23 protein-coding genes are annotated in these 23,357 nt (G+C 61.0%); 7 read left to right on the top strand and 16 right to left on the bottom strand.

What is annotated here, in order from left to right; genetic code table 11:
- Window positions 1-232: 232 nt before the first annotated feature.
- Together FFI16_RS08745 and FFI16_RS08740 are read left to right on the top strand one after the other, a co-directional pair.
- On the top strand, window positions 233-586 hold the full coding sequence (locus FFI16_RS08745) for a toxin (RefSeq protein ID WP_138814939.1): 354 nt from the start codon (window positions 233-235) through the stop codon (window positions 584-586).
- The gene (locus tag FFI16_RS08740; protein ID WP_138814938.1) at window positions 576-890 is read left to right on the top strand and encodes a DNA-binding transcriptional regulator; all 315 of its coding nucleotides are present in this window, start codon (window positions 576-578) and stop codon (window positions 888-890) included. Before FFI16_RS08745 ends, FFI16_RS08740 begins: the two co-directional genes overlap by 11 nt.
- A 60-nt stretch (window positions 891-950) precedes the next feature.
- On the opposite strand, the gene FFI16_RS08735 is transcribed toward FFI16_RS08740, so the two are convergent.
- On the bottom strand, window positions 951-1,985 hold the full coding sequence (locus FFI16_RS08735) for an AraC family transcriptional regulator (RefSeq protein WP_138814937.1): 1,035 nt from the start codon (window positions 1,983-1,985) through the stop codon (window positions 951-953).
- A gap of 203 nt (window positions 1,986-2,188) precedes the next feature.
- On the opposite strand from FFI16_RS08735, the gene FFI16_RS08730 reads away from it, so the two are divergent.
- Window positions 2,189-3,130, top strand: coding sequence for a transporter (locus tag FFI16_RS08730; protein WP_138814936.1), 942 nt, complete (start codon window positions 2,189-2,191; stop codon window positions 3,128-3,130).
- A 67-nt stretch (window positions 3,131-3,197) separates the two neighbouring features.
- On the opposite strand, the gene FFI16_RS08725 is transcribed toward FFI16_RS08730, so the two are convergent.
- The 5 genes from FFI16_RS08725 to FFI16_RS08705 form a co-directional block, all read right to left on the bottom strand.
- Window positions 3,198-4,406 (bottom strand): DSD1 family PLP-dependent enzyme, encoded by a 1,209-nt coding sequence (locus FFI16_RS08725; RefSeq protein ID WP_178112731.1) that lies wholly within the window; start codon window positions 4,404-4,406, stop codon window positions 3,198-3,200.
- Window positions 4,407-4,465: 59 nt separating this feature from the next.
- A complete protein-coding gene (locus FFI16_RS08720; protein ID WP_178112730.1) occupies window positions 4,466-5,794 on the bottom strand; it encodes a D-arabinono-1,4-lactone oxidase in 1,329 nt (442 codons plus the stop codon).
- 76 nt (window positions 5,795-5,870) lie between these two features.
- Window positions 5,871-6,224: a cytochrome c5 family protein gene (locus tag FFI16_RS08715; RefSeq protein ID WP_138814933.1), complete on the bottom strand. Its 354-nt coding sequence runs from the start codon at window positions 6,222-6,224 to the stop codon at window positions 5,871-5,873.
- 144 nt (window positions 6,225-6,368) lie between these two features.
- On the bottom strand, window positions 6,369-7,121 hold the full coding sequence (locus FFI16_RS08710) for an outer membrane beta-barrel protein (protein ID WP_138814932.1): 753 nt from the start codon (window positions 7,119-7,121) through the stop codon (window positions 6,369-6,371).
- 124 nt (window positions 7,122-7,245) lie between these two features.
- Window positions 7,246-8,079 (bottom strand): arylamine N-acetyltransferase, encoded by an 834-nt coding sequence (locus tag FFI16_RS08705; protein ID WP_138814931.1) that lies wholly within the window; start codon window positions 8,077-8,079, stop codon window positions 7,246-7,248.
- A 120-nt stretch (window positions 8,080-8,199) separates the two neighbouring features.
- Here FFI16_RS08705 and FFI16_RS08700 point away from each other — a divergent pair, with 120 nt between their 5' ends.
- On the top strand, window positions 8,200-8,436 hold the full coding sequence (locus FFI16_RS08700) for a DUF6555 family protein (RefSeq protein WP_017137532.1): 237 nt from the start codon (window positions 8,200-8,202) through the stop codon (window positions 8,434-8,436).
- A 645-nt stretch (window positions 8,437-9,081) separates the two neighbouring features.
- Here the strand turns inward: FFI16_RS08700 and FFI16_RS08695 are convergent.
- A complete protein-coding gene (locus FFI16_RS08695) occupies window positions 9,082-9,282 on the bottom strand; it encodes a DUF6021 family protein (RefSeq protein WP_138814930.1) in 201 nt (66 codons plus the stop codon).
- A 15-nt stretch (window positions 9,283-9,297) separates the two neighbouring features.
- The gene (locus FFI16_RS08690) at window positions 9,298-9,477 is read right to left on the bottom strand and encodes a hypothetical protein (protein ID WP_138814929.1); all 180 of its coding nucleotides are present in this window, start codon (window positions 9,475-9,477) and stop codon (window positions 9,298-9,300) included.
- 117 nt (window positions 9,478-9,594) lie between these two features.
- On the opposite strand from FFI16_RS08690, the gene FFI16_RS08685 reads away from it, so the two are divergent.
- Window positions 9,595-10,116, top strand: coding sequence for a DUF3087 domain-containing protein (locus FFI16_RS08685; protein WP_138814928.1), 522 nt, complete (start codon window positions 9,595-9,597; stop codon window positions 10,114-10,116).
- Here FFI16_RS08685 and FFI16_RS08680 read toward each other — a convergent pair whose 3' ends face one another.
- From FFI16_RS08680 to FFI16_RS08645, 8 genes are all read right to left on the bottom strand, one after another.
- Window positions 10,117-11,244 carry an MFS transporter gene (locus FFI16_RS08680; protein WP_138814927.1) on the bottom strand — a complete coding sequence of 376 codons (1,128 nt, stop codon included), beginning with the start codon at window positions 11,242-11,244 and terminating at the stop codon, window positions 10,117-10,119. It abuts the gene before it with no gap.
- A gap of 66 nt (window positions 11,245-11,310) precedes the next feature.
- The gene (locus FFI16_RS08675) at window positions 11,311-12,675 is read right to left on the bottom strand and encodes an MFS transporter (RefSeq protein ID WP_138814926.1); all 1,365 of its coding nucleotides are present in this window, start codon (window positions 12,673-12,675) and stop codon (window positions 11,311-11,313) included.
- A 101-nt stretch (window positions 12,676-12,776) separates the two neighbouring features.
- A complete protein-coding gene (locus tag FFI16_RS08670; protein ID WP_138814925.1) occupies window positions 12,777-13,514 on the bottom strand; it encodes a DNA-binding domain-containing protein in 738 nt (245 codons plus the stop codon).
- Window positions 13,511-14,335 (bottom strand): DUF692 domain-containing protein, encoded by an 825-nt coding sequence (locus FFI16_RS08665; protein WP_138814924.1) that lies wholly within the window; start codon window positions 14,333-14,335, stop codon window positions 13,511-13,513. The genes FFI16_RS08670 and FFI16_RS08665 overlap by 4 nt, the downstream gene beginning before the upstream one ends.
- Window positions 14,336-14,387: 52 nt before the next feature.
- Complete coding sequence (locus FFI16_RS08660; RefSeq protein ID WP_017137586.1) at window positions 14,388-14,660, bottom strand: hypothetical protein; 273 nt, start codon at window positions 14,658-14,660, stop codon at window positions 14,388-14,390.
- Between the two features lie 39 nt (window positions 14,661-14,699).
- Window positions 14,700-15,461, bottom strand: coding sequence for an alpha/beta fold hydrolase (locus FFI16_RS08655; RefSeq protein WP_138814923.1), 762 nt, complete (start codon window positions 15,459-15,461; stop codon window positions 14,700-14,702).
- 21 nt (window positions 15,462-15,482) lie between these two features.
- Window positions 15,483-15,887: a DoxX family protein gene (locus FFI16_RS08650; protein ID WP_138814922.1), complete on the bottom strand. Its 405-nt coding sequence runs from the start codon at window positions 15,885-15,887 to the stop codon at window positions 15,483-15,485.
- The gene (locus FFI16_RS08645; protein WP_017137583.1) at window positions 15,884-16,156 is read right to left on the bottom strand and encodes a DUF2282 domain-containing protein; all 273 of its coding nucleotides are present in this window, start codon (window positions 16,154-16,156) and stop codon (window positions 15,884-15,886) included. The genes FFI16_RS08650 and FFI16_RS08645 overlap by 4 nt, the downstream gene beginning before the upstream one ends.
- A gap of 577 nt (window positions 16,157-16,733) precedes the next feature.
- Here FFI16_RS08645 and FFI16_RS08635 point away from each other — a divergent pair.
- Both FFI16_RS08635 and FFI16_RS08630 read left to right on the top strand, forming a co-directional pair.
- The gene (locus FFI16_RS08635; protein WP_178112653.1) at window positions 16,734-19,550 is read left to right on the top strand and encodes a winged helix-turn-helix domain-containing protein; all 2,817 of its coding nucleotides are present in this window, start codon (window positions 16,734-16,736) and stop codon (window positions 19,548-19,550) included.
- Between the two features lie 253 nt (window positions 19,551-19,803).
- Window positions 19,804-23,331 (top strand): hypothetical protein, encoded by a 3,528-nt coding sequence (locus FFI16_RS08630; RefSeq protein WP_138814921.1) that lies wholly within the window; start codon window positions 19,804-19,806, stop codon window positions 23,329-23,331.
- Window positions 23,332-23,357: the final 26 nt, after the last annotated feature.

Below are 23,357 nucleotides of genomic sequence, written 5' to 3'. Positions count from 1 at the left end.
AGATTGAAGCAGTAAACAAAACGGCGCCTTCGGGCGCCGTTTTGCGTTTCTGAGGATCAATTCTTTCGCCTGCTCATACTGTAGAAATTTCCTTCATCTACTACCTATTCGTCTGGCATCTACTCGCTGAAGGCGGCCTTATGGTGGTTGCGTTTTAGGAAAGTTCCCACAGCCCGGTCACTTGACCCAAGGCGCGTGGGCCACCACACTATACGCAGGCTACGTACAGAACATGGATGCTCTATTTATCGAGTTGCCGGCCTTTGAACGGCATCGCAGGGACTATCTGAGTGACGAGCTATTCCAGGGCTTTCAACAGGAGTTGATGAAGAACCCGCAAGCGGGCGACGTGATCGAGGGAACCGGCGGGTTGCGTAAGGTACGTTTCGTCGATGAGCGACGCAACAAAGGCAAACGCGGGGGCTTGCGGGTCATTTACTACTGGTGGTCGGGCGGCACGCAATTCTGGTTGTTCACCCTGTACGGCAAACACGAACAGGACGACGACCTTACCCCCAACCACAAGAAAGCCCTAAAACACATGCTGGACAGGGAAATCAAAGCGAGAACACATGATGAAACGTGAAATCTTTTCCGAACTGGTCGAAGGCTTCGACGCCCTGGCCGAAGAACGCCAAGGCAAAGTCACCCTGCGGACCCACAAGGTCCATCTCAACAACCTGGCCCCCCTGAGCGCCGAAGAAGTGGTCGCCGTGCGCCAACAGCTCAATCTTTCGCGCTCGGTGTTCGCCATGTACCTGCGCACCAATATACGCACCCTGGAAAACTGGGAACAAGGGCGGGCCAAGCCCAATGCCCAGGCCACCACCTTGATTCGGCTGGTGGCACGTTTTCCGGAAACCGTGGCGCAGCTCGCGGCCTTGGGTTGATGGACAAAGCCCCGACAGGTTCGGGGCTTCTTCATACAGGCTTATCGGCTCCCCCGGGGGCTAGGCCCCTCCTCCCTCGCCGCGAAAGGCACTGGGGCTCACCCCGGTCCAGCGCTTGAACGCGCGCCGAAAACTGCGCACATCGCTGTAGCCGACTTCCTCGGTAATGCGCTCAATCGATAAACCCGGATTGCCCAGCAGGCCCATAGTGCGGGCGCGTCTAACCTGTTCCAGCAAGGCTTCGAAGGTCAGCCCGTGTTCGGTCAAGCGTCTGCGCAGGGTGCGCCCACTCATGTTCAAGTCACCGGCGACCTTCTCCAGCTGGCTGCCGTGCAGATCCCGCGAAATAGCGCGCTCAACGGCCTGGATCAGGTCCATCTTCTGGTGCAACTGCGCGCTTTCCAACTCCAGCAACTCCAAGGCCTGGCGCAACGCCAGGGCGTGGTGGTTAGGCAGGCGTTTATCCAGCCAATGCGGGGCCAGCACCATGCGATTGTGCAGGCAGCCAAAGCGCACATCCGCGCCAAACAGGCGTTGGTATTCCGCCTCGTAAGGCGGTGCAGCGTGTACGAACTCCATGCGCAGTGGCATAAACGCCTCCCCCACCAAGGTGCGGCCATACACCATCAGGCTGGCGAAGAACTCTTCGGCCGCAAACACCTGCACCTCGGCAAACGGCAGCAAGCATTCAACGTCAACGTGGACTTCTTCCAGGGTCTCATGGGTACGCGTGGTGGCGATGCCGCCGGAGGTGTGTTGATGGCGTTCGCCAATGGCAAATGCATCGCGCAGGGTCTTGCACAGGGAGATCACATGGCCGAGCAGACCGAGGGTGCCCAGCACGTTCTGATGCCCCACCCACAGGCCCAGCCCCTGATCGGGCAGCACCTTGAGTGCGCGCTGGATCATTGCCACGGCCTGGCGATAGGAAATGCGCTGGGCCGGGTCATCCAGGTCGGCCAGGGTAAACCCCAGGCCCCGGCATAAGGCTTGGGCATTCGCGCCCTTTTGCGCTACCACGTGCGCAAGGGTTTGCAACAGGAACGGCGACACCAGCGCCAATTCAAATTGCGGGTCAACGGCTTTCCTTTGCATGGCTCACGGGTTCCTGACTGAGTACTTCAGTTCTTGTTTTAGAAACATCCTGTTAATCATAGGCGCTTGCAAGAGCCGCTGCACCCTGAGTGAAACCTGTCCGGCAAAGTCCCCTTATCTGGCCGCCAAAACCCTGCCACGTCGCGCGCTGAGGGCTTATTTCTAACGTCAGCGGTGCCCTAACAATAATAATGAGGCCAGACATGAACCCCACCCGAGCACTTCCCCCCCTGCAACTGGCGTTGTTGAGCCTGCTCAGCCTGCCAGCCATGGCTACCGAAGGCGGCGTCGACAACATCGGCCCCGGCACCGATGGTTTCTACATCCTGCCGCTGGACGTGAACAACCTGCCCGACCATATGTTCGCGTTCAACCTGTATTACAACCACTACCAGGCACGCAAACTGGACATCAGCTCCCTCGGCGGCAAGGTCTCAGAAGTGCGGATCAAGTCCGACGCGATCATCCCGCGCCTGGATTACCTGAGCCCCGTGCGTGTGTTCGGCGGGCGCCTGGGCGGCTACATCGCCCAGCCGTATATCAAGCAACAGGTGGCGCTGTTCGGTATGTCCGACACCCGCGAAAGCATGGGCGACACCACTGTGGCGCCGATCATCCTGTGGGACATGGGCAAAAACCTGACCCTGGCCGCCGCCGTGGAAATCACCCTGCCCACCGGAGAATACGACGCCACCCGCCTGGCCAACACCAGCAACAACTTCTACACCTACAAGCCGCTGGTCTCTGCGACCTGGATGCCCAACGAGCGTACCGAACTGTCGATCAAGACCACCTACAGCTTCAACGAAGAAAACCACGATACCGACTACCGCTCCGGCCAGATCTTCCACTTCGACTACTCGGCCAGCTACAAGGTGACCGACAACCTGAGCCTGGGTATCAACGGTTATTACCTGAAACAGACCACCGACGATAAGCAGTACGGGCGCACGGTGGTGAATATCTATGGCGATGAAGTGAATGACGGCGTGAAGGGGCAAGTGTTCGCGATTGGCCCGGCGGTGTATTTCACCTTCTTGAAATACGCCAGCGCCGAGGTGCGCTGGGCCAAGGAGTTTGATGTGAAGAACCGGCCGGAAGGCGATATGTTGTGGGCCAAGCTGACCATTCCCTTTGCCCTGTAAGCCCGATTTGAAGTAGGAGCAGCACTGGCTTATGTGGGAACTGGCTCCCACATAAGCCCCCTTTTTTTCAGGAATAAACCGGCCAGGTCTCGACGATTTTACCGCCACGCACCGCCAGCAAATCCCCAAACTGCAACAACACAAACTCACTCTGGGTCGGGCGCAAAAATACCTGATCATCAATGTTCAGTTGCACCGCAGGCGAGCCGTTGACCATCTCCTGGTTAGAACTGCGCCCAAACAGCTCATTGCTTTGCAGCCCCTGCGGCGACTCGAATTGCGCCATCCAGTTACCGCCATAAATAAAGAACGTCTCGCGCTGGTTCGCATCCCACCACGAAAACACCCGCGACTTGCCATCCAGCGCCGGAATTTCCACCGGTCCGGTGCGTTTCAATACCGGCGTAGCAATAAACGCAGCGGGCACATGCTCACTCAACGACGGCAAATCGTAATGCGTCGGCTTGAGCAACGCCGTGCCCACCGACACCTCCGTACTCAACTGTTCCTGCTCATGAATACGGTAACTGGGGCTGCCCGCAGTATTGAGCGTCAGCCCCTCACGCCATAACCCGGCAAACTGCTGACGGGTGAAATCAACATGGGCGTTGTAGCGCTGCATCACCTGCTCAAACAGCGCCTGTGGCGTACCGAGAATGCCCGGCACGCCCATGCCCACAAACGGGTCGTAGCCCATAAACCCGGCAAACTCCAAGTGTTGCGGGTTGGCGCTGATCAGCGTGAGCATCTGCGCCAGCACCGCGTTATCGCTGATACCGCCGCGATGCAGCCCCACGTCCAGCTCGATATTCACCCGCAACCGCGTACCCAAGCCTTGCGCCAACGTCAGGTAGTGCTGCAACCGTTCAGGCGTGTCCAGCAGCCACTGCAATTGCCTGGCCGGGTCGAACGGGCCTTTATGGGTTTGATAAAACAGCTCGGCCGAGCGCACCGGCAACGGTTTGCCCATCAGGATATCGGCCTCGGGAAACACCTGCGCATCGTGATTCAAAAACGGCTGATGAAACGACATCAACCGCGCAGTGCCCGCCCGCTTGGCGATATACGCCAGCAACCCCGGCGACGGCAGCGACTTCTCCACCAGGCGCAGATGCTTGCCGCCACGCTGAACCGACTGCATCACCACGTCGATATTGTGATCCAGGCGGTCCAGGTCGATCAGCATCACCGGGCGCATCGGCCCATGGGCTTTGAGTTCATCATTAAGGCTGCGGAAATACTCGCTGTAGGGGCCGCCGCGATCACTTGGCCGCAGCATCCAGCCACCCGCCACTGCCACGACTGCGGCGCCCAGCACAAAATGTCGGCGTTTCATCAGGCCACTCCCAGGATCGATGACAGGTGCGCATTGAGGAATTTGCCGCTCGGGTCCAGCTCGCGGCGCACGCGGGTGAATTCGTCCCAGCGCGGGTACAGCGGCTGCAAGGTGCGCGCGTTGAGGGTGTGCAATTTGCCCCAGTGCGGGCGGCCGGCGTACTTCCAGAAAATCGGCTCCACGGCGGCAAAGAAGTTGTGATGGTCCATGGCGTAATGTTGATGGACCGAGATCGAACAGCTGTCGCGGCCCTCGAACATGCTCAAGGGAATGTCATCGGCCTTGACGTAGCGGTACTCGATGGGAAACCAGGTGCGCAGGTCCTTGTCGGTGATCAGCTTGAGAATTTCTCGCAGGCACGCCGGGCCGTGCTCGGCGGGCACCGAGTATTCCATCTCGTTGAAACGCACGTTGCGCACATTGGCATAGACCTGGAACGACTCGGCCACGCGATCTTCAAAGCTGGCGAAAAAGCGCAGGCTGTTGAGCAAGGTGCGGCGGGTGCCCGGAAAATCACTGCCATACTTGTCGAGCTTTTCGATGATCGACACAAACTCATTGCCGCCCGCCTCCGCCGGGTCGACGGGAGGTGTTTCGGGGTCATCAGTTTCGTTGAGGGCGATGGACAGCGCGTAGTCGGAATGGGTGACCACGAGCATTTCCCAGTGCTGGTTTTCGCGGGTGTTCTTCGGCACATCCTCCAGCAACTCTTCGGTCTTGGCGATCCACTGACGTTCGCGCAGCCGGTACGGTGCGCGGTTCTGCGAGCGGATCCGGGTGGCCACGCCCAGCGCGCCGAGGGACACGCGCGCGGCGCTGAACACCTCGGGATGGTGTTGCGCGTCGCAGTCCAGCACGTCGCCTTGGGCGGTGACCAGTTGCAGGCCGGTGACGCAACCGGAATACGAGGTAAAGCCCACGCCGGTGCCATGGGTGGAGGTGGCAATCGCCCCGGCCAGGGTCTGGTAGTCGATATCCGCCATGTTCGGCAGCGCCTGGCCGACGGCCTTGAGCGCCGGCCCCATGCGCGACATCGGCGTGCCGGCGGCAAAGGTCGCTTGCAAAGTTGCGAGGTCATGTTCCAACAGCCCATTGAAGTAGCTCAGCGACAACAAGGTTGCGTCGGTGGGCACCAGGGCGCTGAAGGAATGCGCCGAGCCTACGGGCCGAATAGTGCTCGGCGCCTGGCGAATCACCTGCACCAATTCATCCAGGTCTTTGGGTGCCAGGCGCGCCAGCGGCAGGCAGGTCTGCGCGCCCGACCAGTTGCGCCACGGGATCAGCCGTGGTGCGCGGGCCAGTTGAGCCAACACCGGGTTACTCGACAGGGCCAGGAATGCCCCGGCCACCGCCGAGCGTTGCAACAGTTGCCGCCGTGAAAGCGCCATCCACCACCTCTTTTTATTATTGGAGTTGAACACCGGCCATAAAGCTGATCAGCGCCAGGAACTGCTCTTCGGAACACTGCATGCACAGCCCCATCGGCGGCATGCCGTTGTAGCCGTTGATACTGTGATCCAGCAGCGTGTCGGCGCCCTGGGCAACACGTGGGCTCCAGGCGGCCTTGTCGCCCGCCAACGGTGCGCCGGCGGCCGGGTTGGCGTGGCACAGCTTGCAGCTGGTGTCGTAGACCTGCGCCAGCGCCGGGTCGGCGGGCATGGTTGTGGTGGCAGCCGTGCGTTCGGGGGGAGGTTTGGGCGTGTCGTCACAAGCCGTCAGCAGGCTGAGTACGAGCAACAGTAAAGCGGTACGGGGCATGGCCACCCTCTCTTATTGTGCCGTGGAAGCTGTTTGCACACTAAGGCAGCGAAGGCAGGGCGTTGAGGGTTTTGGGGGACACAAAGGGGGCTTGGGCGGACAGTCGAATGCGGGGCGTTGGCCGCCCCGCATTCAGGCTTGCGCTTAGAACGCGATACCGACTTTAAAACCGTACTCGTCGCGCTTGAGCTTGGTGTTGTCGGCGACATAGGAGTCATCGTCGAGCTTGTATTCGGTGCGGGTGTAATACAGGCCCGCCATCACCGGCAAGTCACCTTTCTGGTTCATCAGCAGGCTGACTTCGGCGTATGGGTTGGTGCGGTCCTTGAGGTCCACCGTGTCGCTGCCCACGCCATCGACCTTGAGCTTGGCCCGGCCATCAATGGTGCGGCGGGCACCGGCTTCGACACGCAGGGTCATGTCATCGAACTGGTGGTTGTAACCCAGCGCAGCCTTGGCGAACGGCGATTTGTTGGTGAGCTTGACGTCGTAATCATTGGTGTCCGGCTCGTAGCGGGTCCAGCTGTAGCCACCGCCTACGATCACGTCGACGAAGTTGCGCGCGTCCAGCGCGGCACGCCAGCCAAGGTCGAGGTCAGCCTGGCCTTCCTTGAGTTTATTGCTGCTTTTTTCGCCGTATTTGGCTTCGATACCGGCTTGGTAAATAAAGCCGGACTCGGCGGTAAGCTTGTTGCCGAAGTTGTAGAACAGGCCGGCTTCGGGCATGTGGTCCTTGTCGCTTTCGCTGCCACCTTCGAGTTTGAAGTCGTTATAGCTGCCCTGCAGGCCCAGGACGGAAATCGGGCCAGTCGGTGCTGCGGCGAACACCACAGCCGGCGCGGTGACCAGCGCCAGCAGCGAGGAACCCTTGAGGATTTTTCCGAATAGCTTAGACATCGTTTTAAATCTCCTTGTCTGGTGAGCAAATTATTCAGGAACCGGTTCGAACCTCGGCTTTCGCCAAAGGTTCGAATTAATTTGCATTGACATGAAGGTAAAACGGTTCAGCGAAGGCTCTAGCTCAAGACTCCTTGGAGTTTGCCATTATTAAGCCATCAAGTGTTTCGCGAAGTTGCGGGTGCGCCGGCAAACGAATGCCGAACGTGTCTTGAAGCAGTGTCAGCAGCTCATCAGTAGTTTCGACTGCGCGTTTTTCGCTGGGTCGGTCAAGACAGTGAACCGCATAGTGGGCGTTGGCCAAGGTATGGCGTTTACCCGGCGCCAACAGCGCCGCCTTCAGTTGCCCGACAAAGACAGAGGCCGGGTGTGTCGACACGTACCAATTGCCGATGGTGTAGTCGATATCGGCCTGCACTTGCAGGTCGAACACATACAAGCCACGCCACTCCTCGCCCACCTGCGCCCACAAGGTGTAATCGGCGCCGTTGAAGGTCAGGCGATAAGGCTCATGGGCGGTGGCCTGGGGCGCCTCGGTGTCCAACTGCAACGGGCTGCTGGGCACCATGCCGCCGAAGCCGACGTCGGTGACATAACGCACGCCGTCCAGGGTCACCAGGCTCAGGCGATGGGTGCGCCCGGTGCGCGCATCAGGCGGCCCGCCCATCACCACCCAGCCGGTAAGCCCGCGAGCGTCGAAGCCCAGTTCCTGCAACAGTGCCAGGAACAGGTAGTTAAGCTCGAAACAGTAACCACCGCGCCCGTCCAGCAGGACCTTTTGCTCGATGCTGGGCAGGTCGATCGGCACCGGAGCATGCAGCAAGGTCGACAGGCTCTCGAAGGCGAAGGTGCAGACGTGCCGCAATTGCAGGTCCTGCAAGGTTTTGAGCGTGGGTGGCGGGGCAGAGTCGTAGCCCAGACGCTGCAGGTAGAGCTGGCTGTGAGTCAATCGGGACATGGCGCGATCCTTGGGCGCGTGACGAGTGCGTCACTATGCCGCGCCGGGGTACGGCTTGTCATTTTGAGTGAACCTTTTTGAACGCCCGCCTATCCATCTATAACAAGACAGGGAGGCAACATGAGTACCGCAAAAATCTACACCATTCACTATCAACTGCACGGTCAACCGAAGTCCTTTGTGGTACGCGCCGAAGTGATGAATAACGCTGAAGCGTGGCACTGGGCGGCGGTCGATGCTGACATTGCGCATGTCAGCCGCATCGGGCGCGTGGGTCATGAGCAGGTCAAGAAAACCACCCGGCCCTGGGCGGAGAAGTTCGGGATCAGCGAGGTTACCTGGGTGCCGCCCAAGTGAGTTTCGCCTGGATGTGATCAAGCCCCGCTATTGCGGGGTTTGGTTTGTGAGGGTATTGGTGGTGGTGTGCATATCCGTTATTTAGGTAACGGCGGCCTAGGGTTCCGCCCTGACGGCGGGTCACTTTTGGCAAACGCCCGGAATGCCGGCCCAGCCAAAAGTAACCAAAAGGTCTGTGCCCCAACACTCGGTGCCTCGCTGTGGCTCGGCATGCCCGCAATCCGCCAGTGATTTGGGGGGGCGATTTCAGATCAAGATCACGATCACAAGCGCAGATCAAAAGACCGCTGACTTCGCCAGCGAAAAGGATGTAAGGGCCGGAGCAACAGCAACAGCAACTGCCAACCTCACCATCAAGGTTGGATGCGGTCACCTGTGGGAGCGGGCTTGCTCGCGAATGCGGTGTGTCAGTGACAGATGGATTGACTGACACACCGCATTCGCGAGCAAGCCCGCTCCCACATTTAGTCCGGGTTGCATCAGGTGGATAGGCTTTTGCCTTGCACTTGATCTGGCTCTTGCTTCAACCCCTCAGGTCGGCTTTCAGGCCGCCGTGCTGTAGATCTTGATCTTGATTTTGATCTTGATCTTCAGGGCGGAACCCTAAGCCGCCGTTACCGCAGCAATGGATATGTACACTCAACATCACTCAGGCTTCTTAAGATCCCCCAACGGGTCATAATCCACCTTTTTCCCCCGTGACTTGTCCTTATCCAACGGCGCAATCGCCGGCCCAACAGGATCAACCTGCGGGTCCGACACATCAGGCGAATCCGGATCAAACCCCAATTCATCCTCACCGCTCGCATGCTCACCCGAACCCGGGCCTTTTGGATGATTACTCACACTCACCTCCTGAACCTATAGCGGTCGCGCTTTGTCATGCAGGTTTTCGAGATCTTCCTCAACCCGCTCCACATCATCTTCGCCCTGACGCTCGGCCGGGTCATTGGGCCGCAACGCATCGTTGTCACGCTCCTCCTCTCCCGGCGTACGCTCAGGGTTGGGTGTACCCGGCGGCGGTTGCTTGTACTCAGACATGATGGCTTACCTCAAATGGGCTACACAGGTTTAGAGAAACCACCCCAAGCCATGGTTCAACTTGTTTGCCCAAAGCATGCGAAGATGCCACCCCGCCTTTCTTGAGACCTGACCCGGATGTTCGAGCTCAAACCCTGCGACCCAGCAACCTTCCGCCAACAAACCCGCCGCAGCACGCTGATCATCGCCGTGCTGTTCATGGCCCTGGCCATGCTGCTGTCGACCCTGGCCGTGATGCTGTTCGGCGAACCCGGCGGCGACAATTTGCGCTTCAACGTCGGCGGCGTATTCGCCGGCGTATTGATCACCGTCGCCCTGGTACGCGGCCCCTTCTGGACCCAGCAGTGGCTTGCACCTGCGGTGTACGGCTGGCAGCTCAAGCGCAACCTGATGCGCGTGACCAATGTGATGCACACCCTCAAAGACCGCGTACAGGCCAACGACCCCACCGCCCTCAAGATCCTGCGTTTTTACCACTTGGGCCTGACGCAGATGCACGACCTGGACGCCAACTCCAGCGCCCAGGCGCAACTGGTCGGCGAGATGGAGGCCCATAGGGCGAAGATGCAGGCACTGGGGATCGATATCGAACAAACCCGCTTCGACCCCGCCTGGCTGGAAGGCTTTAAAAACCGATAGTCAGTTGGGTACCTTCGCGCGCCAGCAGAACACCGCGCTGACGGCAATCGCCGCGCCCGCCAGGCCAAACACCCACGGCGCCGACGCCACCGGCAGCAACAGCCCCGCCAACAACGGCCCGAGGCCGGCGCCGACATCGCGCCACACCGCGTTGGACGCCAGGGCCGAAACGCGCATCGTGCCAGGGTTGCGCTCGGCCACCAAGGTGGTCACCAGTGGCAGCTGCAACGCACGCAACACCAGCACCGCCGCTGCGCCAACGATCACCCAATAACTGCCAAATGCCGTCAGCGCCAAGGCACTCAAGAACGAAAACAGCAACAGCATTGAGGTCGCGCCAAAACGCTGCGCCGCACGGCCACCCAGCGGGCTCAGGAGCATCTCCGAGGCATAGCGCAGGGCCATCAAGCCACCGGCGATCAACACGGCATCGCCGCCGAGGATCTTCTGCGCCTGGATCGACAGGCCAAAGATAAACAGCCCATCCAGCGCCACACCTTCGATAAACGACCACACCGCCACACTGTCCGGCCACTTGAAGCGCCGCCCGGTGCTGTGCAAATCATGCCCGGCAGTTGGCAAGCCACGCGCCACCCACAGCCCCACCAGGCAGCAGCCGGCCAGAATCATAAAGATAGGTCGCGGCCCGGCCCACAGGGTCAACCAGCCACCCAGTGGCAATGCCAGCATCGGTCCGAGGGCGATCACCGCCCTCGAACGCCCTGCCCTGCGCGCCGCGCCAGCAGGCTCAGAGGTGGCCAGCACTTGGGTCGACAGGTTCAGCGCGGCAAAACACAGGCCCCAGATCAACCGCAGCCCCAACAGTGCGGCGAACCCAGACAGTATCGAGTTGCCCAAGGCGCACACCGTGGCAGCACCGGCGGCGATCATGCAGGTCAGGCGGTCGCCGTTGCGGGCGTAGAAATTCAACACATGGCGGTAGCCGAAAATCCGTACCAGGCGGTTGGCTGCCAGCAACACCCCGGCCTGGGCCAGCGTAATGCCGAAGGCCTGGGATTCCATGGGCAGCAGCAAGTAGAGCAACACGTCACTGGGCAGGCATAACGCCAGGGTCAGTGCGGCACGTCGGGAGGTGGTATCAGCAGTGCGTAGGGCCAGGCTGGACATAAATCTGAAACATCCCGAAATACTCAGGCCGCCACGTTAGCGTTGCCGCCGCGTGTTTTACAAGGGCTAAACCTTGTGTTTATACGGCAACAGACGCAGTCCGCTGGCCACACTGCCCACCAGCGCAAACCCACAGCCCAGCCACAGCGCGTATTGCGGGCCGCTGCCCAGGGACAGGTGGAAACAGAACGCCACCAACGACGCCCCCAGCGTCTGCCCCAGCAAGCGTGAAATTGCGACGATGCCACTGGCCCCACCGCTGCGGGCCAATGGCGCGCTGGTCATGATTGCCTTGAGGTTGGGTGACTGGAAAAAACCGAAACCGGCGCCGCACAAGGCCATGCGCCAGCCGATATCAAAGGCGCTGGCGCCGCTGCCCAAGGTCGCCAACGCCGCCATGCCCGCGCTGAGCATCAGCAAGCCGATGCCGCACAACAGGCCCAGCGACACACGATCGGCCAGGCGCCCCGCCACCAGCGCCATCACCGCCACCACGGCAGGCCACGGCGTCATCAGAAAACCGGTGGCTACCTGGCTATGCCCAAGCACCGCCTGCAACAGGAATGGCAATGACACAAAAGCCAGGCCCTGGGCGCTGAACGCACAGATGGCCGTAAGGGAAGACAACGCAAACACCGGACGCTTGAACAGGTCCAGTGCCAGCATCGGCGCCGGGTGACCGGCTTCACGGCGCAACAGCAATGCGCCGCACACCAACGCCACCGCAATCAAACCGAGGGTCAGTGCGCCTTGGGCGCCATGCACCGCCGTCCCGAGGCCCAGCACCAACAGCGCGAACAGGCCGGCACATAATAGCGCCGACAACCGATCGAACGCGTGGCCGGTCAATGGCAGCGTCGGCAATGAACGCAGGCCCAACCCCAGCGCAAGCAGCCCCAGCGGCACGTTGATCAGGTACAGCCAATGCCAGCTCGCCACCGACAGAATCGCCGACGCGGCGGTCGGCCCCAGCGTGAAGGCCAGCCCCACCACCAGCGAGTTATAGCCCAGGCCGCGCCCAAGCATTTTTGACGGGTAGATATGCCGCAGCAATGCCGTGTTGACGCTCATCACCGCCGCCGCACCCAGCCCTTGGGCGACTCGCGCGGCGGTCAGGGTCAGCAACGAACCGGCCAACCCGCAAAACAGCGACGAGACAATAAACAGCAGCAAACCGCCGAGGTACACACGCCGGTGGCCCAGCACATCACTCAGCGACGCGAACGGCAGCACCGTGGCGATAATCGCCAACTGGTAGGCGTTGACCACCCAGATCACCGAGGCCGAATCAGTGCCGATACCCTGCGCCAACGTCGGCAGCGCCGTATTGACGATGGCGGTGTCCAGGGTTGCCATGCCAATGCCCAAAGACAAGGCGATCACCGCCGGCAAGCGTTTATTGGAAGGCAGCCCATCGGCAACAGAAGACATGAACAATCCGCACAGGTGGCAAAGGCCATTAGATTACGGGCTGGGCGGATTTTTTTCAGTGGCCAATTGCCTGGCTGTCCGAATTTTCATGTTGGCCGCCGTCATTCAACGATCAACTCACTGCCCAACCACCCGGCCAGGTACTCGCCGGCCTGGGCCACACCCGCCTCTTCGCCCAGGCGCGCCACCAGAAACTCGCACAGCCCGGCAAAGCTGCCATCGGCCTGCAAGTGCAACACGGCCTCCAGTTCCAACGCACTCACCTGGCGTAAACGTGAGGTGTACTGCCGCCGCCACACCAACAAGCCGCCCGCCTCTGCCAGCATCATCGCCTGCGGCGCAGCCGCGTCTTGCCACAACGCCGACCAGATCGCCTCAGCATTGGTGCTCAGCCCATGGCAGCGCAACGACGGCGTCAGGCGTAAAACGGCGCTGTCCCAATCCAGCTCGGCCAGGGCTTGCAACGGCAAGGGCGATGCATCGGCGGCGACAAACGCCTCATTTAGCGCCGACTCGATCCAGGCCAGTTCGTGCACATCCGGGTTATTCGGCAACACGGCCTTCAAGGTTGCGTAAAACCCTTCGGGGTACGCGTCCAGGGTCCAGGCATGCGGGGGTTGCTGGTCGATATGGGTAATGCTGGCCGCCAGAAACGCCTCCTCTCCCAGCCAACGTCGCACCATCGGAAACGCCTGCTCCAGGCAACCCACCAGCTGCGCGCGATAGTTGTTCTGGTACACCGCCAGGCCCGCGTGGTGATCGCCCAGCAGCCGGGACGAGTCATCCGACGCACTCACCAGCCAGGTACGAAATGCCTGTTGCCACTGCGCCAGGTTCATCGCGCCAGCCCCAAAGCCCGTGCCATCGACAGCTCTTCAAGCAACTCGGCCAGCGACGGGATAGCATCATCACGCTCAATCATCGTGGCCACCGGCCCGAGCAGCGCAATGGCTTTGGCATACAAATCCCAAACCCCGGCGCACACCGGGCTGTCGTGGCTGTCGATCAACAGCTCACGGCCCTGGCTATGCCCGGCCAAGTGAATCTGGCGCACGCGCTCGGCGGGGATTCCGTCGAGAAAGGCCTGAGCATCAAAGCCATGGTTGCTGGCACTGACAAACACATTATTGACGTCCAATAACAACTCGCAGCCCGTGCGCTCGGCCATGGCGGTGATAAATGCCCATTCGCTCATGCAGGCCCCGTCAAAAGAGAGGTAGCTGGACGGATTTTCCACCAGCAGCGTGCGGCCGAGCACGTCCTGGGCCTGATGAATATTGGCGCACACGCGGTCCAGAGCCTCGTCGGTATAGGGCACCGGCAACAAGTCGTGGGCATTAAAACCACCGCTGCGCGACCAACTCAGGTGATCGGAGACAAACAGCGGCTCCACCTCATCGACCAGCGCCTTGAGCCGCAACAGGTACGCTTGGTCCAGCCCTTCGGCGGTGCCGATCGACATCGACACCCCATGCAGCGCCACCGGGTAACGCTCGCGGATCTGGCGCAGGATGTGCCGTGGTTGCCCACCCGCAACCATAAAATTCTCAGAGATCACTTCGACAAAGTCCACGGGCACCGAGGTTTCCAGGAAGTCGCCGTAATGTTCCTTGCGCAGCCCCAGGCCATAGCCGGAAAAGCGCGGGTTAAATGTCGACATGGCAGACCTTCGCAAAAAGGTGGCGGGCCCGGCTCAGACCCGCCGGGTGGATTTATTTCGGTTCAGTCAACGTGCCGCCGGCCTTGAGGCATTCAGACGGCGTCTTGACGATCACGCCCTCGCCCTTGCAGCTGTTAAGGCCCTTGCAGTCGTGCTTGGCGGTGGCGCACAGGCTTTCGCCCTTGCAGCTGTTGACGCCGTAGCAGCGGCCGGGTTTTTCCTGTTGGTCGGCGGCGCTTGCGGCACTGGCGAATGACGCCGACGCCATGGCAATCAGGGCGGCGGCAGCGGCGAGGCTCAGACGGGATTTGAGTGCAGTGTTCATGGGTATTTCCTCTTTGAGTGCTGTGTGGGGTGAGAGCAATTATTTGATAACGGAAGCAGCGTCTTCGATGACCTTCGCCACCGCCTCAGGCTGGGAGATGTACACCGAGTGGCTCGCCTTGATTTCGGTGACCTTGGAACCGGCACGCTGGTACATCCAGCGTTGCAGCGCGGGGCTCAGCGCCCGGTCTTCGGTGGATACCACGGCATACGTCGGCTTTTTATGCCACGCGGCCGCCCACACGGTGCCGCCGAACAAGGCGGTGGTGGCCGGCACTTGGGAGGCGGCCATGAAGTCGGTGCGGTTGGGGGTCAGGTCGGCGGCAAAGTCAGCGTTGTATTTGCTGCGATCAAAGAACAGATGGCCGTCGCGGCTCTGCTTGATGTCATCGCTGGGCGCCGGCATCGAGCCGATCAACTGGGCCATGTTCTCGCCCACTTCCGGCTGCAGGGCCGAAACGTAGACCATCGACTTGACCTTATCGCGGTCGCCGGCAATCGAGATCACCGCACCACCGGAACTGTGGCCCACCAGCACCACCGGGCCAACTTGTTGCTCCAGCACTTCACGTGCCTCGGCCACATCGGCGGCGAGGTTTTCGTGGCCCTGATGCACCACGGTGACCTTGTAGCCCTTGTGAATCAGGATGTCGTGTACCACTCGCCAGCCGGAACCGTCGACAAACGAGCCGGGCACGATCACCACACTTTTACCGGTGCCGGGCAGCGGTGTATCGGCCGCCTGGGCCAGCACGGGGACAGTCAGGGCCATGGCCATGGCCAAAGCAGAAAGCATGCGCATCGGGTATCTCCATCAAGGTTGTTAAGGTTTGCCGAACAGCCGGCGATCCAGCGACCACGCCCCGCCGCCATAGGCCAGCAGCGGCAGCAACAGGCCCACCCAGGTCAGGTGCGTCGGCCAGGCCTCGGGGTATACGAACACCTCGATCACCAGGGTCATGCCCAGCAGCGCGGCGGCCGCCGAGCGAGTCAGCAGGCCGAGCACCAGCAACAGCGGGAACAGGTGTTCGGCGTAGGTCGCCAAGTGCGCGGCCCAGTCCGGCGGGATCAGCGGCAAGGCGTATTCCGAGCGGAACAGGGTGTACGTCGACGGCTTGAGGCTTAGAAAACCGCTGACCTTGGTACGCCCCGATAAGAAGAACACCGCCGCGATACCCAGCCGAGCCACCAGCAACAACAGCGCTTGGGGCAACAGACGCTGGATCACGGCTGTTCCGTCAGGCTGCCGAAGCCTTTGGGCGTCTTGATCTGGGTGCAGGTGCCCTTGTCGACCAATACCCAGGCGTTGCCTTGGTAATCGGCAGTGGCGGTGCCTGCGCACGAGGTGCCTTTGCCGGCGGCGCAGTCATTGGCACCGGCGAGGGCCACGCCGAAACATTTTTCCTGGGGCTTGGCGTCGTCGGCATGGGCCATCGCCGCAAAGGCGCTGAGGGACAGGGCGAAAGTGGCCGCAAGGGCCGCGTAGGGTCGCTTCATCGGTATATCTCCTGGCTTGACTGAGTTGGCCAGGGCGCGTGTGGCGGTGGGTGACCGCCTGCGCCAGCTGGTGAACAGAGTTAAAGCCAGGCGTGTATCCGGTCTGTGTCGCCGGTACGCCAGAACGTCATGCCGATGTATCAAGGTGGTGCAGGGATACTTTGTAATACAAAGCCAATAAACCACCGTCAAATCACCAGCGTTTTTATTCGGCATCCCGAACGACACAATTAGAAATATTCGTGTTTCCGAACGACGGCATCCCCAGGTCGCCAACGACCATAAAATTCACCATAAATTTCATGCGGTTGTTGTCATCTTCGTTACATGCCAACTGGCATACATTCTGCTTTATCAGGGTTTCTGGTAATAAAATGTTTCAGCTTTGAGACAGTCTCATCCACTGAAACATGCTCCGTGGAACGCCTATAACAACGACTACGCCCCAAAGGAGGGCGGCCTTTCCGACTTTCTGATCGACATCAACTTTCCAAGACTGCTGCTGCACATCTGCACCCCAAAAAGGGCGAATGGCCTGATCGCCAATAACAAGCCCGACTATAAAAAGGACGAATTGATGAGCTCGAGCAAGAACCACGCAGTGTCCTTGATGGACACCGATCACCCGACCCCGGCAGCCGCCGAGCATGTCCTGGGCTTTGGCCCCTTCCTGTTACTGGCCAGGCAGCACGTACTGCTGCGTAACGGTGAGCCGGTCAGCCTGGGGAGCCGCGCCCTCTACCTGTTGATCGCCCTGGCCACCCGCGCCGGCGAATTACTGGAGAAGACCGAACTGATCGCCTTCGCCTGGCCCAAGGTGGTGGTGGAGGAATGCAACCTGCGTGCGCAGATCGTCGCATTGCGCCGGGCACTGGGCGACGATGGCAACTTCAGTTATATCGTCACCGTGCCGGGGCGCGGTTACCGCTTTGTGGCGCCGGTGACCGTGCAAACCGCCGGCGAAGAAAGCTTGCCGGTGCTCTTTGCACGCACCGAAGAGCCTGCGCTGCACGTGCCGTCCTGCGAGGTCATTGGCCGCGACAGCCTGATTTCAAGCCTTGCCGAACAATTGCTCAGCCAGCGCTTCGTCACCCTCACCGGCCCCGGCGGCATCGGCAAGACCACCGTGGCCACCGCCGTGGCGCAGCGGCTGGCGCATGAATTCAAGCTTGACACCTGCTTCGTCGACCTGGCGCCCGCCACCAGCGGGCAATGGGTGGCCGGCATGCTCGCCAGCGCCCTGGGTATCCAGACCATCAGCACTGAACCGCTGCCGACCATCGCCGCCGCTTTGGCCGAACGCCGCCTGCTGCTGGTACTGGATAACTGCGAGCACGTATTGCCGGCCGCCGCCGACGCGGTGGAAACCCTGCTGCGCTGCGCCCCGCAATGTTATGTACTGACCACCAGCCGCGAGCCGCTGCGCGCCGACGGCGAACGGGTGCATGACCTGGCGCCGCTGGAAGTGCCCGACGAAGGCAGCCGCCTCAACGCCGACGAGGCACTGGCCTGGTCCGGCGTGCGCCTGTTTGTAGAGCGCGTACGCGCCCTCGACCCTGGTTTTGTGTTCAACGACAACGACGTGGCAGCCGTCTGCGCCATCTGCCGCAAACTCGACAGCAATGCACTGGCCATCGAGATCGCCGCCGCGCGGGTACGCACCTTTGGCGTCCAGGACCTGGTCGGCCTGCTCGACGGCAGTTTCCGCCTGCAAATGACCGGCCGGCGTACCGCCCTCGCCCGCCATCGCACCCTCAGTGCCACGCTGGACTGGACCTACTCAATGCTCAGTGGCGAGGAGCAGGCCATGTTGCGCCAACTGGCGGTGTTCACCGGCTCCTTCACCCTGGATGCGGTCAAGGCCATGACCGCCAGCAGCAGCCTGGACCCACGCAACGCCCTGCCGTTGCTCGAAAGCCTGATGGACAAATCGCTGTTGATTGCCGGTGAGGCGCAGTTGCTCAAACGCTATCGCCTGCTGGAAACCACCCGCGCCTATGCCCTGGAAAAGCTCGAAGAACACGGCGAAGTCAATTCCACCAGCCGGCGCCACGCCCACTATGCCCTCGGCGTTTTACAAGAAGCCGGGCAAACCCTGGACGGCCTGTCGCCCGACACCTGGATCGCCCTCTACGGCCCCGAAAACAGCACCATTCGCTCGGCTCTGGAATGGGCCTATTCCGCCAGCGGCGAGCTGCCCTTGGCCATCGAACTGACCCTGGGCGGCGTGCCGTTGTGGTTGCGCCTGTCGCGGGTCAGTGAGTGCCGCACCTGGGTCGACAAGGGCCTGGCGAGCGACGCCGTCGCACCCTTGGCCGTACGCCAGCGCATGCTGCTGCAAACCGCCCTGGCCAGCGTGCTGATGCTGACCTACGGCACCGGCGCAGAAATGCGCGAAGCCTGGCGCCAAGTCCGCGAAGATGCCCGCGACCTTGGTGATGCCGAACACAAAATGCGCGCCTTGTGGGGCCTGTGGACCGACCGCTGCGGCTGCAACCAATACACCGAAGCCCTGGAGCTGGCCGAGCGTTATATCGCCCTCAACAGCAGTGGCAACCAGCAATTGCTCGGCAAACGCATGCGCGCCGTGGCGCTGTTTCATATGGGCGACCTGCTGGGCGCGCGGCAAAATATCGATGAAGCCCTTGGCTCACCGTCGGCACCGCGCTCGCACATCATCGACGTGCATTTTGACCAACGCATTGCTGCCCGTTGCCTCAAGGCCAAGGTGCAACTGCTCGAAGGCGATGTCGACCCGGCGCTGCGCCTGATCGCCAGCTGCGTGGACGACGCCGTCAGCCTCGACCACCCCGCCACCCTCTGGTACACCCTGTGCCTGGGCGCTCTGCCGCTGGCGCTGTTGGCGTCCAACTTGCCAAAACTGCGCTATTACCTGGGCCTGCTGCAAAGCAGCACTGCCCGTCAGGACCTGCCGATCTGGCGGCAATTTCGGCTGTGCTTCGAGAACATCCTGCTGATCCGCGAGGGCTCGCCGGAAACGGGTGTACCGCAATTGGGCGAAGCGTTGCACCACCTGCAAAGCCAGGGTGACAGCCAGCTCTACAGCCTGCTTCGATGTGAATATGTCTTGGGCCTGGCGCGCCTGGGCCTGGAAAAACTGGCGTTGGAAGTGTTGGAAGACACGTTGCAATTGGCGGTTGGCCGCCATGAACGCTGGTTTGTGCCGCAGATGTTGCGGATCAAGGCGCAACTGATCTTGCGCCAGGGGAGCTATGGGGCGGTGGACAAGGCCAAGGTACTGCTGCGCCAGGCGTGGGTGGATGCGCAGTTGGCAGGGGCGCATTTTTGGCGGGCGCAGATTGCAACGGACTTGGCGCGGTTGCAGGAGCCTAAGTTGCGGATTGCGGCGTTGCCGCGGTTTCAGCATCGGTGATGGGGTGGGTTGGGGTTGCGCCCTGAGTGGTTAAATCAAAAGCGAAAAGCGGATTTGCATACACTGAAGATCTGCTTTTCTGTTGGCCGGCATTTCAGGGCGGAACCAATATCAGCCATAACCCAAATAACGGATATACACCCCCCATTTCACACCTGTGAAAGCTTGTGCGATCTCATCACCAATCACGTTTTCACGCTGCCCCACCGCCTACTATCCAGTCCAAGTGCACCCTATTCACATGGACTGAACAATGATCAACCGACCCGAGAAACCCACCGCCCCCCGCGTAGCGCAACCCCAGGCACCGGAGCATGTCTTCGACGCGTTGCTCAACCAAGCCAGAACCATGGCGGCCGCCGGGTCAGGCGATAAAACCTTCAAGCCTAAAGTGCTCGCCGCTCACCCCGGCGAAAGCTTGAAGCCCCCCAGCGAAATCAAACCCGAAGACTACAAGGACGTCACCGCCCTGCCCGCCAAACTCGACATCGACACCCTCAAGATAATCTCGGAAGACAACGACACCGGCGTCATCTACTTCGAACAAAACGGCAGCAAACTCAAGATCACCCGCGAAAACGCGGAAAAGGTTCAGGAAGGCTTCGACACCCTCAAAGGCCTGCACTTCGGCCACGCCGTAGCGCCCGTCAACCAGGGCAGCCCGGACGCAGGCACGCCACTGTACGACCTGCTGCATACCCTCGCCGAAACCCAAGGCACCCCCGCCGGTAAAGCCATCCGCGAGGCCCTGAGCAACCCCGACCAGCAACTGCTGCGCGAAGACGACCCTGGCGTGCGCCTGGCCAATATCAAATCAGTCGGCGAAACCCACGACGGCGTAGTCAATGTCCGCCTCGAAAACGGCCAGACCCTGGTGATTGCCGAGGCACTCACACCGCAAGCCTTCGCCAGCTACAGCAGCGCCGGTGTGACCAAGCAAGCCCTCAACGACGGCAAATCCAAAGGTTATGAAGAAGTCACCCGCCTGCCCGGCGACCTGGATTTCAGCCAGCTCAAGGTCGTGTCTGAAGACCCGAAATCCGGGGTCATTCTGTTCGAACACCAAGGCAAGAAATACATGATCAGCCAGTCCGAGGCCGCCCTGCCGCAGCCCGGCGCCGATCTGAGCAACCCCAACCCGAATGCCGGCACCAGCTTCTACAACTTCCTGCATGCCGTGCACGCCAGCGAGGGCTCGCAAGCGTTCGACTACATCAAGAACGCCCAGTCCCTGCCCGGCCAGGAACTGCTGCGCAAGGACGAAGCCAGCCTCAAGCTCACCGACATCAGCAAAGTCGACGCGCCCATGGACGGTATTTTGGTGGTCAACCAGGCCGACGGCAAACTGCTGGTGGTGTCCAAGGACATCACTCCCGAAGCCTTCGCCGCCTACGCCAGCAAGGGCCAGAGCCTGGCCGGGATCGAAAAAGCCAAGGGCGACGGCTACAGCCTCGCCGGCCCGGACGCCTACCTGGCCTCCACCGAAGACATCATGAGCGTCGGTGGCGTCGGCGATTACGGCCCCGGCCTGATCGCCTTCACCCAGCACAAACCGGGCGGCGCCGAAGAAAAAATCGTGGTGAGTGAAGACACCAACCCGCAGATGTTCGAGCAAATCTCCGGCTACCGCACCGACATCGCGCAGCAGACCACCGATGTCGACAAGCTGCGCGCCGACAACGGCCTGCCGCCACTCAAGGACGTTTCCGTCGACAGCCTCACCACCACCGAAAAAGATGAAAGCGGCAACCCGCTGTCGGTGCAGGACCTGTCGATGAAAACCCTGGTGGACAGCTACCGCGCCGGGGTCAAGGACGGCAGCATCGGCAAGGACGACCCGCGCGCCAAGTTCCTGCGTGCGGTGGAAGCCAAGAGCATGGCCGACAACGGCATGTCGATTATTCCCGAGCACGGTTTCACCAACCAGGGCACCGCCACCCCGCCGATAGACGTGACTTCCCGGGATGTGCGCGACAACATCCTGGACACCAAAGCCATCGACAAGAGCATCAGCGAGCTGCTCGGCGACTCGACTATCCAGGCCGATATCAAGGCCAACCACGACGCCGCGCTGGGCAAGGTCGACGGTGGCCAGGCCAAGGTCGATGAAGTCCGCCAGAAGCTGGTTGACAGCACATCGTCAGAAAATTTCACAAAATACATAAAGGCCCTGCAAGACGACGGCAAGACCGAGTTGGCTACCCAGGAAATCCAGACCGCCTACACCGCCCTGGCGGATATGGACCCGGCCAAAGCCGATAACTTCCTGCAAAACCTGCAGATTGACGGCTATACAGATTCCGTTGAAAAGCTGATGGATGACCCGAGCAAGATCAGCGACGACAACACCGCACTCGCCACCACCGACAACACCATGGCTATCCTGTCGATGCTCAAGGGCAGCGCCGACGGCCTGCCACGGCAGGCGCTGGGGGTGTATTCCAAGTTCGTCGACCAATTGCTCAAGGACAAAGGTGCCGCCGCCGACTTCGGCAAGGCGATGGTTTCGCTGGGCGACACCTGGCAAAAAAACGGCGTGATCAGCTTCAGCGATATCGAGCACGCGGTCAGCAAAGAGATCATGCCCAGCCTCAGCGAAGAAAATCGCAGCTCGTTTGTGAAGAACCTGACCTTCCTCAAGGACAACGGCGTATTGGGCTCGGTCGGTGGCGCCATTGGCATGGGCCGTATTGTCTACCAACTCGCCGGCCAGGGCGGCAAGCTGGCCGACACGCCGCTGAAGCGCCTGGGCATCGCCAACGATTTCCTCGGTTTCCTTGGCACCGGCTCGCACTTCGCCACGTTGGGCCTCAAGGTTTACGACAAACTGCGCGGCACCAACGCCTACAAGTTGATGGGTTTTGACCGTTCCCTGCCCGACCTGTGGGCCAAGCCCGGTGAGGGTTACCACGCCTTGCCCAAAGATGCCGAGGCGATCCAGAAGAAGTACTTCGACATCGTTGACCAGGCCATGGACGACGGCAAGGACGTGGGCAAGGTGCTCAACAGCGGCGGCTGGAGCGATGAAGGCGCCAAGCACGTGCAGGAAGGCATTGAAAAAGGTATCGCCAGCCGTGGCGGCGTGGCCGGTGCCGGGTTTGGCGCCAAGTTCGCCAGCAGTGCCATCAAGGTGATCGGCATGGCCACCGACGTGGCAGGTGGCGTGATCAGCGTGGTGCAGGCGGCGTTCACCTTGCGTGATGGTGTGCGCGAAAAAGACCCGATCAAAATTGCCTCCGGTTCACTGTCCATGGCCGGCGGCGTCAGCAGCCTGGTGGCTGCTGGCGGCGGTGTGCTGACGACGCTGGGCGTGACCGGGCGCATCATTCCATTCCTGGGGCCGGTGGGCTTTCTGATTTCGGGAGCCTTGTCATTTGTCGGCGCGATTCTGAGCACCATCCAGACCCACAAGCTGCACAAGATCTCGATGCAGAACTGGGACCAGATCCAGGACTTCAAACAGGACGGCCTGCTCAAGCCCAATGGCGATGAAGCCTATGTATGGTTGCAGACGTACCTGTCCGACTGGGGCCAGCGCGATGCGCCGCAGGACCAGAGTATTTTCGACTTCCGCAAGAGTGAATGGGATGCCCGTGCGACCATTCACGGCGGCGATCACCAGCGTGACCATGCGGACTATATCGGCGATGGTAATAACCGCAGGTCAGAGGACTTCAAGTACTCGCTCAAACCGTCCGAGTGGACCAATGACAACCACGACATAATCTGGCGGGTCGGGGATGGCTATGGCGGCCCGTATCACGATGTAGATAACGGCTGATCCCATTGACATGTGGGAACTGGCTT

The sequence above is a fragment of the Pseudomonas sp. KBS0710 genome, from assembly GCF_005938045.2.
Taxonomy (GTDB): domain Bacteria; phylum Pseudomonadota; class Gammaproteobacteria; order Pseudomonadales; family Pseudomonadaceae; genus Aquipseudomonas.
Note: the sequence above shows the minus strand (reverse complement) of the source record. Positions and strands in the feature narration are given on the sequence as shown.